Origin of the sequence: Bacillus sp. F2HM (assembly GCF_019266135.1) — a bacterium.
Classification (GTDB): Bacteria; Bacillota; Bacilli; order Bacillales; family Bacillaceae; genus Bacillus; species Bacillus safensis.
Window position 1 is genome coordinate 32,687 of the sequence record NZ_LRMO01000002.1, and the last position, 16,952, is coordinate 49,638.

19 protein-coding genes and 2 pseudogenes are annotated in these 16,952 nt (G+C 40.6%); 14 read left to right on the forward strand and 7 right to left on the reverse strand.

The genetic code is table 11. From position 1 onward, the window contains the following. Positions 1-75: 75 nt before the first annotated feature. The 4 genes and pseudogenes from glpT to AWT60_RS18685 all read right to left on the reverse strand — a co-directional run. Positions 76-1,410, reverse strand: coding sequence for a glycerol-3-phosphate transporter (gene glpT / locus AWT60_RS02105; protein ID WP_061110460.1), 1,335 nt, complete (start codon positions 1,408-1,410; stop codon positions 76-78). Positions 1,411-1,636: 226 nt separating this feature from the next. Further along, on the reverse strand, positions 1,637-2,407 hold the full coding sequence (locus AWT60_RS02110) for a SurA N-terminal domain-containing protein (RefSeq protein WP_218676833.1): 771 nt from the start codon (positions 2,405-2,407) through the stop codon (positions 1,637-1,639). 152 nt (positions 2,408-2,559) lie between these two features. Beyond that, complete coding sequence (locus tag AWT60_RS02115) at positions 2,560-4,047, reverse strand: thioredoxin domain-containing protein (protein ID WP_368240438.1); 1,488 nt, start codon at positions 4,045-4,047, stop codon at positions 2,560-2,562. Positions 4,048-4,131: 84 nt separating this feature from the next. Then, positions 4,132-4,599, reverse strand: a pseudogene (locus tag AWT60_RS18685) (thioredoxin domain-containing protein); the annotation flags it as partial. A 467-nt stretch (positions 4,600-5,066) separates the two neighbouring features. Here AWT60_RS18685 and AWT60_RS02120 point away from each other — a divergent pair. The 6 genes from AWT60_RS02120 to AWT60_RS02145 all read left to right on the forward strand — a co-directional run bounded on the left by AWT60_RS02120 (position 5,067) and on the right by AWT60_RS02145 (position 10,909). Further along, on the forward strand, positions 5,067-5,642 hold the full coding sequence (locus AWT60_RS02120) for a TetR/AcrR family transcriptional regulator (RefSeq protein ID WP_218676835.1): 576 nt from the start codon (positions 5,067-5,069) through the stop codon (positions 5,640-5,642). Between the two features lie 101 nt (positions 5,643-5,743). Next, complete coding sequence (locus tag AWT60_RS02125; RefSeq protein WP_218676836.1) at positions 5,744-6,592, forward strand: alpha/beta fold hydrolase; 849 nt, start codon at positions 5,744-5,746, stop codon at positions 6,590-6,592. Positions 6,593-6,605: 13 nt separating this feature from the next. Then, positions 6,606-7,667, forward strand: a complete 1,062-nt coding sequence (locus AWT60_RS02130; protein ID WP_218676837.1) for an alkene reductase — start codon at positions 6,606-6,608, stop codon at positions 7,665-7,667. 161 nt (positions 7,668-7,828) lie between these two features. After that, the gene (locus AWT60_RS02135; protein WP_218676887.1) at positions 7,829-8,614 is read left to right on the forward strand and encodes an SDR family NAD(P)-dependent oxidoreductase; all 786 of its coding nucleotides are present in this window, start codon (positions 7,829-7,831) and stop codon (positions 8,612-8,614) included. Positions 8,615-8,795: 181 nt separating this feature from the next. Further along, positions 8,796-9,545 carry an SDR family NAD(P)-dependent oxidoreductase gene (locus AWT60_RS02140; protein ID WP_218676838.1) on the forward strand — a complete coding sequence of 250 codons (750 nt, stop codon included), beginning with the start codon at positions 8,796-8,798 and terminating at the stop codon, positions 9,543-9,545. A 350-nt stretch (positions 9,546-9,895) separates the two neighbouring features. Further along, complete coding sequence (locus tag AWT60_RS02145) at positions 9,896-10,909, forward strand: NADP-dependent oxidoreductase (protein WP_218676888.1); 1,014 nt, start codon at positions 9,896-9,898, stop codon at positions 10,907-10,909. Positions 10,910-11,131: 222 nt separating this feature from the next. On the opposite strand, the pseudogene AWT60_RS02150 reads toward AWT60_RS02145, so the two are convergent. Then, positions 11,132-11,311 (reverse strand): annotated as a pseudogene (locus AWT60_RS02150) (DUF255 domain-containing protein); the annotation flags it as partial. A gap of 299 nt (positions 11,312-11,610) precedes the next feature. Between AWT60_RS02150 and AWT60_RS02155 the strand changes: the two are divergent. Then, a complete protein-coding gene (locus AWT60_RS02155) occupies positions 11,611-11,820 on the forward strand; it encodes a hypothetical protein (protein WP_041106129.1) in 210 nt (69 codons plus the stop codon). 145 nt (positions 11,821-11,965) lie between these two features. On the opposite strand, the gene AWT60_RS02160 is transcribed toward AWT60_RS02155, so the two are convergent. After that, positions 11,966-12,472 carry a hypothetical protein gene (locus AWT60_RS02160; RefSeq protein WP_041106131.1) on the reverse strand — a complete coding sequence of 169 codons (507 nt, stop codon included), beginning with the start codon at positions 12,470-12,472 and terminating at the stop codon, positions 11,966-11,968. A gap of 183 nt (positions 12,473-12,655) precedes the next feature. Here AWT60_RS02160 and AWT60_RS02165 point away from each other — a divergent pair, with 183 nt between their 5' ends. The 7 genes from AWT60_RS02165 to AWT60_RS02195 all read left to right on the forward strand — a co-directional run bounded on the left by AWT60_RS02165 (position 12,656) and on the right by AWT60_RS02195 (position 16,739). Continuing rightward, positions 12,656-12,916 (forward strand): metal-sensitive transcriptional regulator, encoded by a 261-nt coding sequence (locus AWT60_RS02165; RefSeq protein WP_003217059.1) that lies wholly within the window; start codon positions 12,656-12,658, stop codon positions 12,914-12,916. A gap of 123 nt (positions 12,917-13,039) precedes the next feature. After that, positions 13,040-13,522, forward strand: a complete 483-nt coding sequence (locus tag AWT60_RS02170; RefSeq protein WP_087976311.1) for a DsrE/DsrF/DrsH-like family protein — start codon at positions 13,040-13,042, stop codon at positions 13,520-13,522. A 14-nt stretch (positions 13,523-13,536) separates the two neighbouring features. Then, positions 13,537-13,890, forward strand: coding sequence for a rhodanese-like domain-containing protein (locus AWT60_RS02175; protein ID WP_218676840.1), 354 nt, complete (start codon positions 13,537-13,539; stop codon positions 13,888-13,890). Between the two features lie 47 nt (positions 13,891-13,937). Then, positions 13,938-14,498, forward strand: a complete 561-nt coding sequence (locus AWT60_RS02180) for a sulfurtransferase TusA family protein (protein WP_218676841.1) — start codon at positions 13,938-13,940, stop codon at positions 14,496-14,498. A 14-nt stretch (positions 14,499-14,512) separates the two neighbouring features. Beyond that, positions 14,513-15,640, forward strand: coding sequence for an MBL fold metallo-hydrolase (locus tag AWT60_RS02185; protein WP_218676842.1), 1,128 nt, complete (start codon positions 14,513-14,515; stop codon positions 15,638-15,640). A gap of 33 nt (positions 15,641-15,673) precedes the next feature. Next, positions 15,674-15,904 carry a sulfurtransferase TusA family protein gene (locus tag AWT60_RS02190; RefSeq protein WP_075622234.1) on the forward strand — a complete coding sequence of 77 codons (231 nt, stop codon included), beginning with the start codon at positions 15,674-15,676 and terminating at the stop codon, positions 15,902-15,904. A gap of 58 nt (positions 15,905-15,962) precedes the next feature. Then, on the forward strand, positions 15,963-16,739 hold the full coding sequence (locus AWT60_RS02195) for a sulfite exporter TauE/SafE family protein (protein WP_087976307.1): 777 nt from the start codon (positions 15,963-15,965) through the stop codon (positions 16,737-16,739). Between the two features lie 35 nt (positions 16,740-16,774). Here AWT60_RS02195 and AWT60_RS02200 read toward each other — a convergent pair whose 3' ends face one another. Then, positions 16,775-16,951, reverse strand: coding sequence for a hypothetical protein (locus AWT60_RS02200; protein ID WP_162860209.1), 177 nt, complete (start codon positions 16,949-16,951; stop codon positions 16,775-16,777). Position 16,952 lies beyond the last annotated feature (1 nt).

The following is a 16,952-nucleotide window of genomic DNA, read 5'->3' on the forward strand; positions in this document are numbered from 1 at the left end:
CGGTAACTGCCTCCATCATAAGAAATAGATGTAAAGAGCATGTTGGGCGGATATGAATCTTTTATGTGATTTTCATTAAGCTTGCTCAACGCGTTTTCCTGTATTCCATGTCATCGCGAGGAAAACAATCGCAAGCACACAAGAACCAACCAGTAAAATGAAGCCTCCTGTCCAGTCATAGTGATCGACGACGACACCCATCATGGCATTGGCAAAGGCAGAGCCGCCAATGTAGCCGAAGAAGCCTGTCAGTCCGGCAGCAGTGCCAGCTGCTTTTTTCGGAGCGAGATCAATGGCTTGAAGTCCAATGAGCATGACCGGGCCGTAAATCAAAAAGCCGATGCTGATGAGGGCAATGTTATCGACCATTGGATTGCCTGCAGGGTTTAACCAGTAAACAAGAACGGCTATTAACACCCCGGCCATAAAGATGACGCCAGCTGGTGCGCGGCGGCTTCTAAAGAAGCGGTCACTAATCCAGCCGCACAATAATGTACCGGGAATGCCTGCATATTCATAAAGAAAATAAGACCAGCGTGAATGCTCTGGTGAAAAGCCCTTTGCTTCTGTTAAGTAGGTCGGCGCCCAATCAACGACACCGTAACGGACGAAGTATACAAACACGTTGGCGATTGCGATATACCATAGGAATTTATTGTTGAGTACATATTTAAATAAAATCTCTTTCACTGTTAATTCTTTTTCTTGATCCTCATACTTTTGTGCCGGATAGTCATTTCGATATTCCTCAATTGGCGGAAGACCAGTGGATTGCGGGGTATCCCGTACGAGAAGTATGATCACGAAGGAGACGATAATGGCAATGATGGCAGGGAAGAAAAAGATACTTTTCCACGTCGCAAACAGTACAATCCCTAATGTGATAAGCGGTGCAAGAATCCCCCCGCCGATATTGTGAGCGACGTTCCAAATGGACATTTTCGTACCACGTTCACTAACCGAAAACCAGTGCGCCATCGTACGTCCGCATGGCGGCCACCCCATGCCTTGAAACCAGCCGTTTAAGAACATGAATAAAAACATGATCCATACACTGGATGTAACCCATGGAAATGAGACAAATAGGATATTGATAAGAGCGGATAAAAAGAGTCCGGCAGCTAAAAAGTATCTGGGGTTACAGCGGTCTGAGATCATCCCCATGATGAATTTACTAAAGCCATAAGCGATAGATACGGCTGCGAGTACAAAGCCTAATTCACTTTTTGTGAACCCCTCTTCCTGTAGATATGGAATGGCAAAAGCGAAATTTTTGCGCAGCAAATAGTAGCCCGCATACCCGATAAAGATGCCTAGAAAGACTTGCAGCCGCAGCCGCTTATACGTCTCGTCTGTTTTGGCATCATCAAGCCTGTCGATATGCGGAGCAGGTTTAAACCATTTGAACATGAAAGATCCTCCTTTTGTAGATGTCTGATTGACTGAAGCAAAAGTACGAGAATTGCTTTTGATCCTGTACCTTTTCAGAGACAAAAGAATTGTTAGCGCTTTCTTTTGTACTCCCATCATATCGGATGGAAGAGACGTTTATGATGAGGCTTTTGTCATAAATTTGGAAAAATGGGTCATGAAGTAACAAAAAAAATCCGCACAATGGCGGATTTTTTCTTAGCGGTTATAGAGACACATTAATTTTCGCAGATTTCTTTAGTTTTTCAATTTCTTTTTGGACTTCTTTTTGCTTTTCTTGAGATTCTAGCTGTTTTTTAATTTGTGATTTAACCTCTTTGTATTCTGGTGCTTTTTGCTTTTGTTTTTTCATTTGGTCTGCGTATTGATCATAATACGCTTTGACATCTTTCTCAGAGACGGAGGCTGATCTGATTTCTTTGTCGACATATTGGCTGTATTTAATGCTGTCAGCAATGTCACTTTTCAGCTGATCCAATGTGAGTCCGCTCTTTTTAAGTGCTTCTTCGAATTGAGCGTTGTCTTTAAACTGTTTCTTTTCTTCCTTTAGCTGCTTATCTACCTCTTTGTCAGAGGCTTTGAAGCCCTTCTTCTCAGCATCTTGCAGGATGAGCTCTTGTCCTACGAGCGCATCAATGGTTTGTTTCTTGACTGCTTTCTCGCCTTCTTTAGAAGTTGGGTCTTGCCCGGACTGCTGAAGCTGTCCTTGAATGGTAGATAAAGCGCTATTGTATTCACTGCCTGTGATTTTGTCTTTGTTGACAGTCACAACGACCTTTTGATCATCGATTTTTTGTGCGTCTAATTTCTTTTGCATTTCTTCCATTTGCTTTTGCTGCTCTTTTTGATCAGCCTGTGTTGTTTCCTTGTTTTTAGCTGAATCGTTTTGCTTATCTTGTTTGGCATCGTTTGACGAGCAGGCTGCAAGTCCAACAGATAACAAACAAGCGATGAGTGTGTATGATACCTTTTTCATCATTTTCTCTCCCTTCGGTATGAGAACGTCTAGTGCGCATTCTAACCGTTTTTTAGGAAAAATAAAACCGTACAGACAATTTGTTAGCGGATTGACATGTTTTTTATCTGTTTGTCCTCATTTTGTCTTCTCATAGTCATCTCATGACAAACTTAATCGGGGAATAATTGTTCCATCGCTTCGTCGATATCAGTGATTGGCTGGCGGCAGCTGTAGTTTTCACAAATATACACGGTGGTTTTGCCATCGATTGTTTTGTAATCTTTTGTAAAGGGCGCGAGCTTTGCTAATTCTTTCCCTGTTTCGGCAGTCAATATGATATCAAATGGCACGAAGCGTTTTTGAAGCGCCTGTAAAAGCTGTTCTTTTTGAGGGTCGCCGTTTTTTCCGAGAATGATGATTTCTCTTTTGGTTGCATATTGACTTAGGAGCCCTTGCAGAAACGCTGTGTGTCCGCTTGGGTAGGAAGAGACATCGACATAAAAGGCTTGGAACATCTGCCGTAATGTGTCTAGCCAATCCTGACGTCCGGTCAGTCTGCTTAGCATGAGAAGGTGCTTGAGTGCGGTGCTGTTACCAGAAGGCATGGCACCGTCGTACACTTCTTTTTCTCGAACGAGGAGCGCTTCCGCATCTGATCCCGAGAAGAAAAAGCCCCCTTTTTCCTTGTCCCAAAACAGCTCAAACATGTTCTCCGCAATGGCTGTGGCTTTTTCCAGCCAATCTAATTCAAAGGTCGCTTCATATAAAGACATATAGGCTTTTAGCATATGCGCATAATCCTCGATAAAGCCGAGATGCTTCACGTCACCTTCTCTATATCGGACCATGAGACGATCATGTTGAACAAGATGTGTTTCTAGAAAAGACATCGCCTGCTTCGCCATACGGATCGCTTCATCTGCATCAAAGACCCTTCCTGCTTTGGCGAGAGCTGCGATCATCAGCGCATTCCATGATGTGAGCACCTTGTCATCGACAAGCGGTGCGGGTCGCTGCTGTCTGACTGATTGTAAAATGTGACGGGCTTCTTGCAGCTTAGACTGAAGGGTTTTATTGTCGATCGAAAAAGAGGCCTGGATGTCCTCAAAAGAGGTGGAAATGGTATGAGGGATGTTTTCCCCTTCAAAGTTCCCCTCTTCTGTGATGTGGTAGACAGCGCAGAATAATGCGCCGAGGTCCTCGCCTAAATGGGTGATGATCTCATCTTTTGCCCAAACGTAATATTGTCCTTCTTTCCCTTCAGAATCTGCATCTATCGCTGAATAAAAGGAGCCGCCTAGATTCATCATATCTTGTTTAATAAATTGGATCAGGCGTTGGACAAGTTTTTCATACTCAGGTTTTGAGGTGAGCTGATACGCTTCTGTGTAAGCTTCCATCAGCAAGGCATTATCATACAGCATTTTTTCAAAATGTGGCACAAGCCATTTTTCATCCGTCGAATAACGAGAAAAACCGGAACCAATATGGTCATATATACCGCCATTTGCCATCCCATCTAACGTTTTCGTGACTGCATACAGCGCATTCTCCTGTCCTGTCCATTCGTAATAGCGCATCAGAAAAGAGAGCATATGAGGTGCAGGAAATTTCGGTGCGGAGCCGAATCCGCCATACAGTGTATCAAAGCTGCTCATGAGCTGATAATAGGCTTTGTGAACTGCCGCTTGAGACAGTGTGTTTTCTGTCTGCCCAGCTGCTTTAATCCGCAAGTTATTTGTCGCTTTCTCAGCCAATGATTCAATATGATCCCGGTCGTTATGGTACGCATCCAGCAGTTGTGTCAGTGCCTCGATGAAGCCAGGACGCCCGTATGCACTTCTCTTTGGAAAGTACGTCCCCGTATAAAAAGGCTTTTGATCCGGCGTGACAAACACGTTGAGCGGCCAGCCGCCTTGCCCCGTCATCATCTGACAAACTGACATATACATTGAGTCGATATCTGGACGCTCCTCACGATCGACTTTGATTGAAATGAAATGCTCATTTAAGATGTCAGCGACTTGTTGATCTTCAAAGCTTTCGTGTGCCATGACGTGGCACCAGTGACAAGTGGCATAGCCAATGCTGACAAGCATTGGTTTATTTTCACGTTTGGCTTTATCGAATGCTTCTTGCCCCCACGGGTACCAGTGAACTGGGTTGTGGGCGTGCTGAAGGAGGTAGGGTGATTTTTCAGTGATTAACATGTTGGTATGTTTGTGAGTAGGAATAAAAACACCTCTTTTTTTCGTTATTAATTATGTTGTTAGCTTATCACATTCATTATCATAAATACTTACAATAGGTAAGTTAATATAAAACATCGCGATTAAATATAAGTATTTCAAAAATGCTGTTAATATTTATGAAGATGTATCGTGCAATTTACACTGACAGCGTTAAGAAAAATTGACTTTATGGCGGTGAAACCGCTGTGTGATCTCATTTTAATGGCTACTGATACTCACGTGTTTCAGACAGGTTGGAAAAGACCAAACTCAACATAGGAAGCCAAATATATTGGTGAATTTATAATTCTTTACTTATCGTTCTAAAAAGGGTATTATGTAATCATGGTTTTAATTTCATGCGTTTATTTTAGAATGTCCATTCTATAATGGGCTTTGACGTTTTATGTAGTACTGGTTCATTGATTTTTTTAAGGAGAAATAAAATGGCTAGAAATAAAGAGTTTGACGAAAAAGCAGTATTAAGAAAAGCAATGGAGCTTTTCTGGGAACAGGGTTATGAAAAAACATCCATGCAAGATTTGGTGGATCATATGGGGATACACCGCAGAAGTATATATGACACATTTGGTGACAAGCGTTCATTGTTTTTAGCTTCTCTTAATCACTATGAAGAGTTCATCACCAATGAGATGGAAAGAATAATTAGCAACACTTCATCTTTTAAACAGGCGATACGTGATGTTTTTATTTTTGTACTGAATGCCGTTGAACAATACCCGAAAGGTTGTCTATCAGTAAATGCAGCCACTGAATTATCTTTGTTGGACGATGAAATTGGGCGCATCGTTACAAAAATGTTTAACCGTACTGAAGATATGTTTAATAACCTTATAACACGAGGCCAAACTAGTGGAGAGATATCAAAAGAAATCGATTCTCAGAACACATCTCGTTTTTTACACAACAACTTGGTAGGTATAAGAGTGCTAATCAAAACGAATTACAGTAAAAAAGAATTGGAAAGCATCATTACTCTAGCACTTTCAGTGTTGGACTAGCTTTCTTTTTTTGCCCATTTTAGAATGATCATTCTAAAATTATCATGAAACAAACCATCATAATACTTATCGTGTCTTAATTTCTAAGGAGGAACATAATAATGACAAAATTTAGAATTCCGGCAGAATCAGAATTTGTTGAAGCAGATGGAACTCGTTACGCATTTAGAAAATTTGGTACACAAGATGGTATACCACTAGTATTTCTTGTTCACTTTAGAGGAACGATGGAAAACTGGGATCCAGCCATGCTTGAACCTATTGCAAATAAACGCCCCGTAATCTTATTTGACAATAAAGGAATTGGTGAGACCAGTGGACTAACGCCTACTACAATTGCTGATATGGCAAAAGATACAGCAACATTTATAAAAACCCTTGGATTGGAACAAGTTGATATTCTTGGTTTTTCCATTGGCGGCATGGTTGCGCAAGAGCTAGCTTTACAAGAAGGAGGTTTAGTAAGAAAAATTATTATGGCAGGTACTTCCCCTGAATCTGGTGTTAATCCAAATCCAGAGATTTTTGAAAGAATGAATCGTCACGGTGGAACGGAAGGAGATGGAATGAATGATTTTATGTTCTTTTTCTACGAACAAACTGAAACAAGTAAATCTGCAGGAATGGCTTCACTACAAAGAATTTTTAATCAGAAAAAAGTAAACAGTTCAGAACAAGTAAAAGAGGCACAATTACAAGCCATTGCACAGTGGGCTAAACCAAAATCTAATCATGAATATGAATGGCTTCAAAACATCAAACAACCTGTACTTGTTACTAATGGTGTAAATGATGTGATGGTACCGACTAAAAACAGTTATATCTTAGCCGAGAAATTACCCAAAGCACAGCTGATTATATATCCTGATTCTGGTCACGGGCATCTGTTTCAATTTCCAGAACTATTTGCAGAACACGTGAATTTATTTCTTGATTCTCATTCTTATTAAAAGGAGTATTCTAATGAGCAGATTATTTGAAAAAGTTCATATTGGAAACATTGACTTGAAAAATCGCATAGGTATGGCTCCGATGACTAGAAATAGAGCTTTACCAGATGGTACGCCAAGCGAATTAGTAGCAGAGTACTATGGGCAGCGTGCCTCAGCCGGTTTAATTATAAGTGAAGGAACCCAACCTTCAGATGATGGGCAGGGTTACATGAATACACCTGGTATTTATACAGAAAATCATATTAAAGGATGGAAAAAAGTAACTTCTAAGGTTCAAAGTGAAGGTGGTCATATTTTTATTCAGATTATGCATGTAGGACGTGTATCACACCCAGATAACACACCTCATCACCGCCAAGCAGTTGCACCGTCAGCTATTGCACCTGGTGTAGAAATTTTCACGGCAGATGGAATGAAAGAAATTCCAACACCAAGAGAACTAAGTGAGCTTGAGATAAAAGATATTATCAAAGAGTTTCGTGTAGCAGCACGTTCAGCAATTGAAGCAGGTGCAGATGGAGTTGAAATTCACGGAGCGAATGGATATTTGATCCAACAATTCCTTAGTGAAAATTCCAATCATCGTCAAGATGCATATGGTGGTACGATTGAGGGGCGTTCTCGTTTCGCAATTGAAGTAGCTAAAGCAGTTATTGATGAAATAGGAGCAGAAAGAACAGGAATTCGTTTTTCTCCTCAAGGAACACTGCAAGGAATTGATGAGGGGGAAAATAGTCTTGAGATGTATCGCTATTTAATAAGTGAATTAAATAAGCTTAACCTAGCATATCTGCATTTAATGCACTTTGGAGATGAGCAATTTCTCAAAGATGTACGTCAACTTTGGGATCAAGCACTTCTTGTTAACCGTCCAGGTCGTCCTCTAGATCAGCTTTCGTCGGATGTAGATAATAGTATTGCAGATGTTGTCACAGTAGGCACTTGGGTACTAGCTAATCCCGACTTTGTAGAACGGATTAAATCAGGTGCTCCCCTAAACGAACCTGATAAAAACACGCTCTATGCAGGAGGAAAAGAAGGTTATACAGATTATCCTTTCTTAAAGTATTGATTTAATATGACTATCCCATTTAGGGAAGGGATGGTCACATCCTTTTTTCTTAGGTTCTTTTAAAAGATACATGTGCGCTAAAAAATATAGAGAATTTTAATAAGCTTTAGAGATAGCAGACTATGGTAAAAATTAAACTGAAAATGGAGGTTTGCTATAAAATGAAAAAAACTGTTCTTATCACTGGAGTATCTGGTGGGATTGGAAAAGAGTTGGCAGATCGTTTTGCCAAGGGAGGATTTAATTTAGTACTGGTGGCGAGTAGTGAGGGTAAGCTTTTTGAACTTGCAAAAGAATATCGTAAAAGGTATGGCAGTCAAGCGACGGTCATCGCCAAGGATGTGGCGTCATCTGGCGTGCCGGAGGAGATTTTTGCTGAGCTCAAGGAGAAGGGGATCGTCGTCGACTATCTTGTCAATAATGCTGGCTTCGGTTTGTACGGAACATTCTTGGAGACGCATTTAGAACAAGAGACGAATATGATTGACGTCAATATCAAGGCTTTGACTGTGATGACGAAAATGTTCTTGCCGGATATGGTTAAACGGGGCCAAGGAGGCGTGATGAATGTGGCTTCGGTGGTGGCTTTTTTTCCGGGACCTATGATGTCGGTTTATTACGCAACGAAGGCGTACGTGCTGTCGTTCACCGAGGCTTTGGAGAACGAGTTGAGCGGCACAGGAGTGACTGTGACGGCTCTATGTCCGGGACTTACGTCAACCGGCTTCGTTGATCGTTCGGGTATTAGTGAATCGAAGTTATTCCAGAGTGGTACTATCATGGAGGCCGGGCAGGTGGCTGAGGAAGGGTACCGAGGCTTCTTTAGCGGCAAGACCTTCATAATACCAGGCGCTCGCAACCGGTTCACGGCATTTCTTCCGCGGTTGATGCCACGCAAAATGGTGACCCGTATGGTCAGATCCACACAGCAAAGAACAGGGCATTGACCTAATTGAGGGTGACTTGGAGTGGGGTGTTTTATGATCAGCCATTCTAGCCAAAAACCAGAAATGGATTAAATGGTTGTTGGGAAAATTACAGAGACTTTTATAAAGACAGAAACCTAGAAATACGTGTTGTGTCATATCGATTAATGAATTAAAAATAAGATCTTGAGGAGAGAATGATATGAAGTATACAGTTATTACAGGAGCAAGCTCAGGTATTGGATATGAAACAGCATTAGCATTTGCTGCTCGTGGCAAAAATCTAATTATTGTGGCTAGAAGATTAGATAAATTGGAAGAGCTTAAATCAAAAATTCAAGACAGCCATTCAGATGTAGATGTGATCATTCGTACAAGTGATTTATCTGATACAGCCAACTCATATAAACTTTATGAGAATTTAAAGGAATATCAAGTTGAGACGTGGATTAACAATGCTGGTCTTGGTGAATCTTCTTCTGTTTCGGATCAGAGTTTAAAAAAAGTAGAGTCCATGTTACGTCTTAATATCGAGTCATTGACAATCCTTTCTACACTTTTTGTACGTGATTATTCTCATGTAGAGGGAACTCAATTAATTAACGTATCTTCTGCACTTGGATATGCAACTTATATTGGTGGTATTACCTATTCTGCATCTAAATATTTTGTAAGTGCATTTACAGAAGGGCTTGCAAAAGAACTAGAGCTTAAAAGTGCAAAAATGAAGGCAAAAGTTTTAGCACCAGCAGTGACTGAAACAGAATTTGAGAAAACTGCACAGGATGTAGAAGAATTTGATTACAAAAACTTTATGCCAATGTATCACACAGCTAAGCAAATGGCTGGCTTTATGATGGAACTTTATGACAACGATAAAGTTGTAGGCATTGTAGATGAAAGCTACAATTTCAATTTAAGAGATCAAATCTATCCAATACTAGGCGTTTAATGTATTAACAAAGGGTATATAACTAAAAAGAACGAAAATAACGTGTTGGGGTAGCTGATAAACATAGGTTCTTCGCAGTATCGATTTAAAAAATTTGATCATTTGAGAATGAACGTTCTAAAAAACAACAGTACCAATTGAATAAAAAGATAATTTTGTGAGTATTTAAGGTTTAGGTGGTGGGTTGATCCTAAAATAAGGTTCCCTCCACCTAAACGATTGGAATAATATAAGATTTTAATAAAAAGAATTATATTGAGGGTAAAAAATGAAGTAGACAGTGAAAATAATAAAATTAAGGTAAAGAAACTTAATAAAAGCAACTCAACGGAAGGGTGCTAATGAAAAAAATGAAAACACTCATGAGAGCAGCTCAGATCACCAAATATTCAAAAAATCCCCATGTCCAAATTAATGACATTCCAATTTCAGAGATCGCTGACAATGAAGTCTTGGTAAAGGTCAAAGCTGCGGCGGTCAATCCACTCGAAATGTTAATTATGTCAGGCAGCGTGAAACTGATTCAAGATTATGAATTCCCATTAACGCTTGGTAATGAATTGACAGGTGTTATCGAAAAAGTCGGAAAAAATGTGACGGAATTTCACATAGGAGATGCCATCTATACACGTCTCCCTCTCGAAAAAATCGGTGCTTTTGCGGAATATGCCGCAATTGACGCTGCCGCAATTGCACCCATGCCAAAAAATTTGTCTTACGAGGAAGCCGCTGCTGCACCACTGGCTGGACTCACAGCGTATCAAGGTCTACATGAAGAACTTGAGACACAGTCAGGTAAATCTGTTTTCATTCCAGGTGGATCAGGCAGCTTTGGTCAACTGGCAGTACCAATCGCAAAGGCAATGGGCCTAAATGTCATTGTTAGTGGCAGCTCAGAAGCGCGCGAACGCATTTTGGAAATGGGTGCAGTCCAATATTTGGATTATACAATAGAAAACTATGTTGACTTGTTGTCGAATGTGAATTACGTAATTGATACATTGGGACCTAAAGAATTTGAACGAGAATTGAGTATAATCAAACCGGGTGGAAAATTGCTCTCCCTTCGGACAGGTCCGAATAAACGTTTCGGGAAAGAGCGAAATTTCCCACGATGGAAACAAATATTATTTTCTCTTGCTGGCGCAAAGTATGACCGCAAAGCCAAGAAACAAAACGTGGAATATCATTTTATTTTCGTTCGTTCTGACGGCGCACAACTTAAAGAAATTACAAAAATCATTGAAGAAAACAACATTGTTCCAGCAATTCATCCGACATTATTTACCATCGACAAAGTAAATGAAGCACTAGAACTAGTTGCAAATGGACGGCCAAAAGGGAAAGTGATTATTCAATTTTAAGGGGAATATGAAGAAAGCAGTCAAAAGTTGAGATAATTTATGTAAATGTAAAGGATTTTGAAACAAACCGCGAGTTTTGCTGATTAAGAAATGGAAAAGATAAAAAGCCAGGTCAGATCATAGAAAAACTTCAGCAAGTCGGAGTCCTGTATGATAAAACATGGAGAACTAACCATTTCAAAAATGTTGGAATGAAAATTGAGACAGATGGTTATTCTAAAAGACATGCCACCAGTGACATGTGGCGTAACCAATACTGATAAGCACTGGTTTATTTTCACGTTTGGCTTTATCGAATGCTTCTTGCCCCCACGGGTACCAGTGAACTGGGTTGTGGGCGTGCTGAAGGAGGTAGGGTGATTTTTCATAAATGAGTGGGTTGGGTGTTTGGTTGTTTGGCATGGCATGGGTCACCTTCTTTTTCATCATTAGTTTGATTTCATCTTAAATTTCTTAAGAAATAGAGACGAAGTCATTATTTGAGTGTATCATTTTGTTAAAATATAGGATGTTTCATTGAGATAGTTATCACTACTATGTTTTATCATAGGTATTCTACTCTTTGGAGCCCTAATTTGATATTTAGATATGTAAACGGTTATTGAATCATCCATTAGGTCCAATTGAAATCATATTAAGTATTTATGGTAGAAACTACTTTTATACGTTTTTAAAATTACTTACGACAATGGAGAGATAAAATGGATTATGTTTATCAAAAAAAGGAAAAGAAAAATGGTAATTGTGTTATATCCGTTAGAGATAGATGGGAGAATTCAATTATTGAATTTGAAAAAAGGCAACATCATATCGATATAGTGGTTAATTACCGTAATGATAAGACAACGAAGTATTCAATACCAATAGAAATTTTTGAAAAAGTTTACGATGATCTGCAAAGAGGTAATTGATGGGATTTTTGTTTTTTCAACTACCTCCGTGTTACATTTATATGCGCTTTTCTATTAATAACTTCAATTGATCTTTGTTTAACCAAGGTTACGCTTCTACAATCTCTAATAACACAGCATTTTGATGTTCCATGTCAATTCTTCTCTATTTCTTCACCAACACATATTGTAAGTTTTCTAATTCAAACATATCAATCAGTTCATCGATCCCTTTAAAATCGATATGTTTTCCAAATCGTTTTTTGCTTAGGTCAATTTCTACGTCCAATTGATTATCCTTTTCTTTCGTTTCGAATCCATCTACACAAGAATAGATTTCGATAGTTTCTCCTTTTGACAGCTCTTTTTCAATGAATTTAAAAAGAGCACGAAGAGAATGAATGATGTCTAATTCATAAACAAAAGGATGTGTGAATTTGTTTCTTACCGCTTCATAGACGGGATCTAGATCATCAATATGAATGCCTTCGAAATCCTCTTCTGTTTCAAATACTTCTATCAAAAGTTCTTCTTTTTGATAGGTTTTTGGCTTTTTTTGTTTTTTATTAAAGATGTTGATATTGAGTTCAGAGAATGGTTGATAGGTAGGATTTTGACCAATGGTACCAAGCGGCAGTTCTTTGTTTGATCCAATATAATGATGTAAAGTCATGGGCTGTCCTCTTTTCTTCAATGATTTCTCGTTCGTTGATTATTTTCTTTTTATCAATAAATGGTGGAATGTGCAATTATTTTCACATACGTTCTCTACAAAAGAGAAGGGCAAGTCGTTTGACTAAATACCTCTTAGGGTATACTATCTGTTCATAGAAAGAATAGAAAGGGGTGCTTGTAAATGGAATATAATCAACAGATGAAGAACCGTCTTCGCCGGATTGAGGGGCAGATTAAAGGGGTTCTTGCGATGATGGAGCAGGGAAAGGATTGCCGCGAGGTAGTGACGCAGCTGTCTGCATCACGCAATGCCATTGATCGGGCGATGGGTGTGATTGTGAGTACAAATCTTGAGCAATGTGTCCGTGAAAGTCTTGAACAAGGTAAGGATACGGAAGGTCTTGTGAAAGAAGCGGTTGAGCTATTGGTGAAAAGCCGGTAAGAAATTCTTCAGCCTTTGAAGGTTGACGGATTTTTTTACTTGTTATAATATACCCTTACCGGTATGTGTATATATTTTTTGTTTTCTATATACCCCCGTGGGTAATGATGAAGGAGGAGCAGAATGAAAGAACAGAAAAAACGCACGACGATTGTGCTATTTAGTGGGGATTATGATAAAGCAATGGCGGCTTACATTATTGCCAATGGTGCAGCAGCCTATGATCATGAGGTGACGATTTTTCATACCTTTTGGGGGCTGAATGCCTTGCGCAAGGATGAGATGGTGCCAATGAAAAAGGGTTTTTTAGAAAAAATGTTTGGTAAGATGATGCCGCGCGGGGCTGATCGAATGGGCATTTCAAAGATGAATTTTGCTGGAATGGGCCCAAAGATGATTAAGCACGTGATCAAAAAGCACAATGCCATGTCCTTGCCGCAGCTCATTGATATGGCGAAGGAACAGGAGATTAATCTCGTAGCATGTACAATGACGATGGATCTTTTAGGGCTGCAGGAGAAAGAATTATTAGATGATATTCAATATGCTGGTGTGGCGGCGTATTTAGCAGAGGCTGAAATTGGGAATGTGAATTTATTTATCTAGTGAGGTGTTAACACATGATTCAAACACTTTTGATCATCATCGTCATTGGTTTGCTGGTGAGCCGTTTTCTTCCTGTAAAGGGTGTAAAACAAATTGATGCAGCCGATATGAAACCTCAATTGCTTAGACAACATCAACAACTGATTGACGTACGATCTCCAGTAGAATTTCAAACAAACCATATTAAAGGATTTCGAAACATTCCATTACCTCAGCTAAAAGAACGAGCAAATCAGCTTGCGAAAGACAAAGAGGTCTATGTGATATGCCAAAGCGGAATAAGAAGTATGCAGGCAGCGAAAATATTGAAGAAGCAAGGATTTACTCATATTACAAACATCAAGGGTGGTATGAATGCTTGGCATTAAGCACGCATAAAAATATACCCCCACCCCTATATAAAGGAGGACATCACATGCAGCAACCAACAGTCATTTTAGATGCAAAAGGATTGGCATGCCCGATGCCGATTGTGAAAACAAAAAAACAAATGAATGAGCTTTTGCCAGGAGATGTACTTGAAGTGCAAGCTACCGATAAAGGATCAGCAGCGGATTTAGCGGCTTGGTCAAAAAGTGCCGGCCATGAGTTTTTAGGAACAAGAGTAGAAGGACAGGTGCTCCATCATTTGATTCGTAAGGGCGGAGCGCAAGAGGAAGAAGGGGAGCCCATGATTTCGGAAATATCTTTGCATGCCTTTCAACAGAAGGTAAAAGAAGATCAATCTCTGTTTATTTTGGATGTACGAGAGCTGGATGAATACGAAGCGGGGCATATCCCAGGAACTGTTCATATCCCGCTTGGTGAGGTGGAAGATCGTGCAGAGGAGTTAACAAGAGAATCGGACATTTATCTCATCTGTCATTCAGGCAGAAGAAGTGAATTAGCTGCGCAAAAGCTAAAAGAGAAAGGATTTCAACAATTAATCAATGTGGTGCCAGGCATGAATAGCTGGACAGGAGCCATTGAAAAATAGGAGCTGAATAAAGCATGACGGTAAAAGCCATGACTGCAGAGCAGTTAACAAAAAAGATCGTGGGCAAAGAGCCGCTCTTTTTGCTAGATGTGCGAAATCAAGCAGATGTACAGGACTGGAAGATTGAAGGGGAAGCAATCGTTGATATGAATGTGCCTTATTTTGATCTGCTTGACGGAGTAGACGGTCTTTTACAGCACATTCCTAGTGACCGTGAAGTATTGGTGGTTTGTGCTAAGGAAGGTTCCTCTATCCTGGTGGCGGAGATGCTGTCAGAGGCTGGCGTGCCTGTTCATTATTTGCAGGGCGGCATGAGGGCATGGAGTGAGCATCTAGAGCCAGTGAAAATAGGTAATTTAAAAGGCGGCGGAGAGCTGTATCAATTTGTACGGATGGGCAAGGGTTGTCTGTCCTATATGATCATGTCCAATGGAGAAGCTGCGGTCGTGGATGCAGCTCGAATGACGGAGGTCTATATGGATTTTGCGAAAAAGCATGAGGTCTCTGTGACGCATGTGATGGATACTCACCTTCATGCAGATCATATTTCTGGTGGGAAAAAGCTGGCTGAACAAACGGGTGCCACCTACTGGCTGCCGCCAAAAGATGCAGAAGAGGTAACCTTTGAATATGAACGTCTTGAAGAAGGACAGCGGATAACGATTGGAACAGCTTCTATTGATATTCAACCCATTTATTCCCCGGGACATACGATCGGCTCAACATCTTTTATCGTAGACAATCAATATCTTCTTTCAGGTGATATTTTGTTTATTGATTCAATTGGAAGACCTGATCTTGCTGGAATGGCGGAGGACTGGGTAGATGATTTGAGAGAGACGCTTTATGAACGGTATATGGCGTTTTCAAAGGAATACATCGTTCTGCCTGCGCACTTCATGACCATAGAAGAAATGAATGAAGACGGCAGTGTTTGGAAGGAGCTAGGCTCACTTTTAAAAGAGAATCATGGGCTTCATATTGAAGATCAACATGTGTTTAGAAAGATGGTGACGGAAGGTCTGCCTGCACAGCCGCATGCCTTTCAAGAGATTCGTCAAGCCAATATGGGGAAGCTGAACCCAGATGTGGAAGAGCAGCGGGAAATGGAAATGGGTCCAAACCGTTGTGCGATTCGGTAATGTCCAATAAAATAAGAGAAGAGGAACAATCAAATGACATCAGATCAAATTTTAGACGTAACAGGGCTCGCATGCCCAATGCCGATTATTCGAACGAAGAAAAAAATGAACGACTTGGCGAAAGGTCAAGTTTTAGAAATACATGCAACAGATAAAGGGGCTAAAGCTGACTTGGCCGCATGGGCGAAGTCAAGCGGACATGAATTGATCACGCAGACAGAAGAAGGTCACGTGCTGAAGTTCTGGATGAGAAAAGGGTCCTAAAGGATGTAGGGGTATCTGCTGAAGATCCCCTTTTCCTTTTGCAAAGGAGGAGACCATCGTGGATTTTGCATTTTTGATTACACTTTTTATCATCGGATGTCTTGGTTCCTTCTTATCAGGAATGGTGGGGATCGGCGGATCTGTGATCAACTATCCCATGCTGCTTTATATCCCGCCTCTTTTCGGTGTGATGGCACTATCAGCACACGAGGTATCAGGGATTGGCGCCATTCAAGTGCTTTTTTCGACACTGGGTGGTGTACTTGCTTATCGGAAAAGCGGATTTTTACATCGCTCGCTGATTTTATATATGGGAAGCAGTATATTGGCGGGCAGCTTATTAGGCAGTTATGTATCACATTTTATGCCGGAGAAAGGGATGAACCTCGTCTATGGATTACTCGCCATTGTGGCGGTAATTCTCATGCTGATTCCGAAAAAAGGACAGCGTGCAGACGCAGAGGGAGAAGTCACTTTTCATAAAGGGCTGGCATCAGCTATTGCCTTTGTGATTGGCAGTGTTTCCGGGGTATTAGGTGCAGGCGGCGCATTTATTTTAGTGCCTGTAATGCTGTCTATTTTAAAAATTCCTGTACGGATGACGATTGCATCGTCTCTTGCGATTACGTTTCTTTCTGCGATAGGCGCATCGACTGGAAAGGTATTGACGGGTCAGGTCATGCTTCTTCCTGCTGTTGTGCTGATGGCGGCAAGTTTGGTGGCAGCTCCGATTGGTGCGAAGGTCGGTCAGAAAATCAATGCCGTCTACTTGCAATGGGCACTTGCTGTGATGATTACGGCGACAGCGGTCAAAATTTGGCTGGATATTTTATAAAGAAAAGACCAACAAAGCAAACATGTTGGTCTTTTTTATTGGACGTCATCGTGCTCGATATACGTTTCTAGTGCGGGGTGGTACTCTTTTTGATAATGAAGGTTGGGACATGTTTTCACGACTTTGCCTTGCAGGGCATTGGACTTTGAGACTTCTAATGCGGATTTACATTTAGGACAGCGTTCGGCAAAGAATGAGGGCCAGCGTTTCATG

Excerpts from the sequence above, each read along its gene's own strand:
- glpT (WP_061110460.1), bottom strand. The coding sequence starts at position 1,410 with ATGTTCAAATGGTTTAAACCTGCTCCGCATATCGACAGGCTTGATGAT.
- AWT60_RS02110 (WP_218676833.1), bottom strand. The coding sequence starts at position 2,407 with ATGAAAAAGGTATCATACACACTCATCGCTTGTTTGTTATCTGTTGGA.
- AWT60_RS02115 (WP_368240438.1), bottom strand. The coding sequence starts at position 4,047 with ATGAGCAGCTTTGATACACTGTATGGCGGATTCGGCTCCGCACCGAAA.
- AWT60_RS02120 (WP_218676835.1), top strand. The coding sequence starts at position 5,067 with ATGGCTAGAAATAAAGAGTTTGACGAAAAAGCAGTATTAAGAAAAGCA.
- AWT60_RS02125 (WP_218676836.1), top strand. The coding sequence starts at position 5,744 with ATGACAAAATTTAGAATTCCGGCAGAATCAGAATTTGTTGAAGCAGAT.
- AWT60_RS02130 (WP_218676837.1), top strand. The coding sequence starts at position 6,606 with ATGAGCAGATTATTTGAAAAAGTTCATATTGGAAACATTGACTTGAAA.
- AWT60_RS02135 (WP_218676887.1), top strand. The coding sequence starts at position 7,829 with ATGAAAAAAACTGTTCTTATCACTGGAGTATCTGGTGGGATTGGAAAA.
- AWT60_RS02140 (WP_218676838.1), top strand. The coding sequence starts at position 8,796 with ATGAAGTATACAGTTATTACAGGAGCAAGCTCAGGTATTGGATATGAA.
- AWT60_RS02145 (WP_218676888.1), top strand. The coding sequence starts at position 9,896 with ATGAAAACACTCATGAGAGCAGCTCAGATCACCAAATATTCAAAAAAT.
- AWT60_RS02155 (WP_041106129.1), top strand. The coding sequence starts at position 11,611 with ATGGATTATGTTTATCAAAAAAAGGAAAAGAAAAATGGTAATTGTGTT.
- AWT60_RS02160 (WP_041106131.1), bottom strand. The coding sequence starts at position 12,472 with ATGACTTTACATCATTATATTGGATCAAACAAAGAACTGCCGCTTGGT.
- AWT60_RS02165 (WP_003217059.1), top strand. The coding sequence starts at position 12,656 with ATGGAATATAATCAACAGATGAAGAACCGTCTTCGCCGGATTGAGGGG.
- AWT60_RS02170 (WP_087976311.1), top strand. The coding sequence starts at position 13,040 with ATGAAAGAACAGAAAAAACGCACGACGATTGTGCTATTTAGTGGGGAT.
- AWT60_RS02175 (WP_218676840.1), top strand. The coding sequence starts at position 13,537 with ATGATTCAAACACTTTTGATCATCATCGTCATTGGTTTGCTGGTGAGC.
- AWT60_RS02180 (WP_218676841.1), top strand. The coding sequence starts at position 13,938 with ATGCAGCAACCAACAGTCATTTTAGATGCAAAAGGATTGGCATGCCCG.
- AWT60_RS02185 (WP_218676842.1), top strand. The coding sequence starts at position 14,513 with ATGACGGTAAAAGCCATGACTGCAGAGCAGTTAACAAAAAAGATCGTG.
- AWT60_RS02190 (WP_075622234.1), top strand. The coding sequence starts at position 15,674 with ATGACATCAGATCAAATTTTAGACGTAACAGGGCTCGCATGCCCAATG.
- AWT60_RS02200 (WP_162860209.1), bottom strand. The coding sequence starts at position 16,951 with ATGAAACGCTGGCCCTCATTCTTTGCCGAACGCTGTCCTAAATGTAAA.